This window comes from Mitsuaria sp. TWR114 (genome assembly GCF_007997345.1).
Genome location: NZ_VOSR01000531.1, coordinates 1 through 4,052, shown reverse-complemented (window position 1 = coordinate 4,052; position 4,052 = coordinate 1). Strand labels below are relative to the sequence as shown.

General features: G+C 69.8%; 4 protein-coding genes. All 4 read left to right on the top strand.

Annotation, left to right across the window (positions count from 1 at the left end):
• The coding region (locus FUT87_RS29000) for a hypothetical protein (protein ID WP_222617197.1) at positions 1-378 on the top strand (378 nt) is incomplete at its 5' end.
• The gene (locus FUT87_RS18615) at positions 303-881 is read left to right on the top strand and encodes a hypothetical protein (RefSeq protein ID WP_186830616.1); all 579 of its coding nucleotides are present in this window, start codon (positions 303-305) and stop codon (positions 879-881) included. The genes FUT87_RS29000 and FUT87_RS18615, both read left to right, overlap by 76 nt.
• Complete coding sequence (locus tag FUT87_RS18610) at positions 878-1,843, top strand: C2 family cysteine protease (protein ID WP_147241984.1); 966 nt, start codon at positions 878-880, stop codon at positions 1,841-1,843. Before FUT87_RS18615 ends, FUT87_RS18610 begins: the two co-directional genes overlap by 4 nt.
• A gap of 139 nt (positions 1,844-1,982) precedes the next feature.
• Positions 1,983-4,052, top strand: a 2,070-nt coding sequence (locus FUT87_RS18605; protein WP_147241986.1) for a type I secretion system permease/ATPase, incomplete at its 3' end; no start/stop codon positions are given.

The following is a 4,052-nucleotide window of genomic DNA, read 5'->3' as shown; positions in this document are numbered from 1 at the left end:
GCGGCGGTGCCGGCGGCCGGCATCAAGGCGATGTACACCGGCTCCGTTCCGCAGCTGTCGGCCGTCTGCATCGGTGCGCTGACGCTGGAGCAGTTCGCCGCGCTCGACACCAACCGTCTGTCGGCCGCCGGCGCCAGCGGCCTGCGTCCGGACATGATCCGCACGCTGTCGCCGGCCCGCATCGCGACACTGCCGGGGCTGGAGGCGCTGTCCCCGGCCGCGGTGGCGGCCCTGTCGGCCGACCAGGTCGCGCCATCCAGGCCGGCGCGTGGAACAAGCTCAATCCGGGCTGGCTGGGCGCCTTGTCCACCGACGCCTGGGGCTCGGTGCCCACCACCGCCTTCGGTCGGTTCACCGCCGCGACGATGCGCGGCCTGACCGCCGCGTCGGTCTCGGGCTGGACCGCCGAGCAGTTCGCCGCCGTGGCCAACGTCGGCTGGATTCCCGAAGCCGCCGCCAGCGCCATCCGGCCCGAGCAGCTGAGCCGCGTCACCGACTTCGACACGGTCAGCGCCCGCTGGCTCAACGCGCTGTCGGTGGAGGCCTTCGCCGCCATCCCGGCCGACGGCGTCAACCAGATGTCGCTGGCCGCGCTGCAAGGCCTGGACGCGACCCGTCGCGGGATCGCGATGGGCAAGGCCGACAAGATTCACGCCGGCTACCTCGCCGCCGCCTCGCGCGACGCGGGCATCAGCTACGACTCGGTGCTGGCGATGCTCACCGGCATGCAGTCGGGCATCGGCGCGGACGGCCTCTCGGTCGACCAGTTCGCCGCCATCAACGGCATGCTGTCCGGCGCCAAGGCGGTCAACGGCGGCCAGACCTACGTCTCGTCGCTGCTGACCAGCATGATCGGCAAGGACGCCTGGCGGCCGGCATGAGCGCGGACGCGTTCACCGCCTCGGTCAACAAGTGGTTCCTGGGCACCAACAACCCGAAGGCGGCTTCCTACGTGGATCTGTCGGATTCGGTGTTGTTCAAGGGCGCCACCGGCCAGGCGGCGCTCAGCGTGGCCCAGGGGGGATACGGCAACTGCTGGCTGATCTCCTCCGTCGAAGAGCTGGCCGCGGTGGCTCCTGACCGCCTGTCCGGCCTGATCAGCGCGAACGGCAACGGCACCTTCGCCGTCAAGTTCTACAGCGGCGGCGCCGACAACCCCTTCTTCATCACGGTGGATGGCGTCGCCTCGTCCCAGGGCGCCAGCGTCGCCGGGGGAAGCTGGGTGCGCTTGCTGGAGGACGCGTATGTGGAGGCCATGGCCAGCGGCTACTTCGTCGCCAACGGCCACGCCCAGATCGAGAACGACTACAGCATCGGCATGGGTGGGAACTACGGCCGGATCGCCCAGCGCTCGCTCACCGGCGGCGTGAACAAGATCTACGGCTCCGGCATCGATGCCCGTGAGGCGGTCGTTGCGGCCCTGGAGGACGGCTCCGGCCTGGTCACCCACGGCTCATGGCGCAGCGCCACGGACGAGAACGGCAAGACGACGCTGGTCGGCGGGCACGCCTTCTCGATCATTGGCGTGAACGAGACCAACGGGAAATACATCTTCCGCAATCCGTGGAGCTCCAGCATGGTGTTCGAGATGTCGGCCCAGGAGCTGGACGCCCTGCCGGGCAGCTGCAACTTCTCGGTCACCGAGATGGGCGACGAGTACGGCAGCCAGGCGCTGCGCGACATGACCGCCGCCGGCGCGACGGCGATGGCACAGGCGCTCACCGACACGGCCGCGCTGGTGCAGGCGATGGCCGGGTTCGCGCAGGCCTCGGGGGCGATGACGACCGCCTCGCCGGAAGACCGACCCCAGACCGCCGCGCCGCTGCTGGCGACGTCTCGATGACCGGTTGCCGCTGAGGCCTCGCTGAGGTCATCGCACGACCACCGGGCGGCTCCGGCCGCCCGGCCCCCCTTTCACCAGGACTCTCATCATGGACACCCTCCTCGACGCTGCCGTCGTCGCCCCGCCATCGACCCGGCGCATGCCCGGGTCCCCCCAGGCGTCCGACACCGTATCCAGCACCCCCTGCGCGGCGCCATCCGCCGCCGCGTCGGTCGCCGGCCCCACGTCCGGCGCCGCACCGGACCCCACCCTCGCCTGCCTGCTCTCCATCGCCGCCCTGCACGGCCTGCCCGCCGACGAGGCGCAACTGCGCCACCAGTTCGGCGGCGAGGCCTTCGATGACCAGACGCTGCAGCTGGCCGCCGGCCACCTCGGCCTCAAGGCCAAGCTGCTGCGCCAGCCCGCGGAGCGGCTGGACAAGGCGCCGCTGCCGGCCATCGGCCGCGACCGCGAGGGCCGCTGTTTCCTCCTGGCCCAATGCCGCCAGTCCCCCGACGGCGGCCGCCAGGTGCTGATCCAGTACCCCGGCCAGGCGCCGCGCGTGCTCGGCACCGACGAGTTCGTCGCGCTGTGGACCGGCACCCTGATGCTGTTCACCAGCAAGGCCAGCTTCGCCGGCGAGATGGCCAAGTTCGACTTCACCTGGTTCATCCCCGCCATCGTCCGCTACCGCCGCATCCTGGGCGAGGTGCTGCTCATCTCGCTCTTCATCCAGCTGATCGGCCTGGTGACGCCGATGTTCTTCCAGGTCGTGATGGACAAGGTGCTCGTCAACCATGCGATGAGCACCCTCAACGTCGTGGCCGTCGGCCTGATCTGCGCCACCGTCTTCGAAGTGGTGCTCACCGGCATCCGCTCCTGGGTCTTCTCGCACACCAGCAACAAGCTGGACGTCGAGCTCGGAGCGCGCCTGTTCCGCCACCTCGTGGCGCTGCCGCTGTCCTACTTCCACGCGCGCCGCGTCGGCGACTCGGTCGCCCGCATCCGTGAGCTGGAGAACATCCGCTCCTTCCTCACCGGCAATGCGCTGACGCTGGTGCTGGACCTGCTGTTCTCGGTCGTCTTCTTCGGCGTGATGCTCTGGTACAGCCCGGCGCTGACGCTGATCGTGGCGCTCTCCATCCCGCTCTACCTGATCGTGTCGGTGGTCCTGACACCGGTGCTGCGCGCCCGGCTGGACACCAAGTTCAACAAGGGCGCGGAGAACCAGTCCTTCCTGGTCGAGACCATCAGCGGCATCGACACGGTCAAGGCCATGGCCGTGGAGCCGCGCTGGATCCAGAAGTGGGAGAAGCAGTTGGCCGGCTACGTCACCGCCGGCCAGTCGGTCACCAACATCGCCACCGTCGCCAACGCCGGCATCACGCTGATCAGCAAGCTGGTCACCGCCGCCATCATGTGGCTGGGCGCGCTGCTGGTGATCGACCAGAAGCTGAGCGTGGGCGAGCTGGTCGCCTTCAACATGCTGGCCGGCCAGGTCTCCAGTCCCATCCTGCGCCTGGCGCAGCTGTGGAACGACTTCCAGCAGGTCGGCATCTCGGTGGCGCGGCTGGGCGATGTGCTCAACGCCCGCCCCGAGGTCGCCGGTCAGAAGACCCGCCTGCCGCGCCTGTCCGGCGCGATCGAGTTCGACAACGTCGCCTTCCGCTACCGCCCCGACGCGTCCGACGTGCTGCGCGGCGTGAAGCTGCGCATCGAGCCGGGCCAGGTCATCGGCATCGTGGGCCGCTCCGGGTCCGGCAAGAGCACGCTGACGCGGCTGGTCCAGCGCCTGTACGTGCCCAATCGCGGCCGCGTCCTGATCGACGGCCAGGACATCGCCGTCATCGACACCGCCTCGCTGCGCCAGCAGGTCGGCGTGGTGCTGCAGGACAACGTGCTCTTCAACCGTTCCATCCGCGACAACATCGCGCTGGCCGATCCCACCCTGTCCATCGAGGCCGTCATCCAGGCCGCGAAGCTGGCCGGCGCGCACGACTTCATCTGCGAGCTGGCCGACGGCTACGACACCATCGTCGGCGAGAGCGGCACGGGCCTCTCCGGCGGCCAGCGCCAGCGCATCGCGATCGCGCGCGCGCTGGTCGGCGATCCGCGCATCCTGATCTTCGACGAGGCCACCAGCGCGCTGGACTACGAGTCCGAGAAGGTCATCCAGGACAACATGCGCTCGATCTGCCAGGGGCGGACGGTGCTGATCATCGCCCACCGC

Coding starts and splice junctions, on each gene's coding strand:
- FUT87_RS18610 (WP_147241984.1), top strand. CDS start 878: ATGAGCGCGGACGCGTTCACCGCCTCGGTCAACAAGTGGTTCCTGGGC.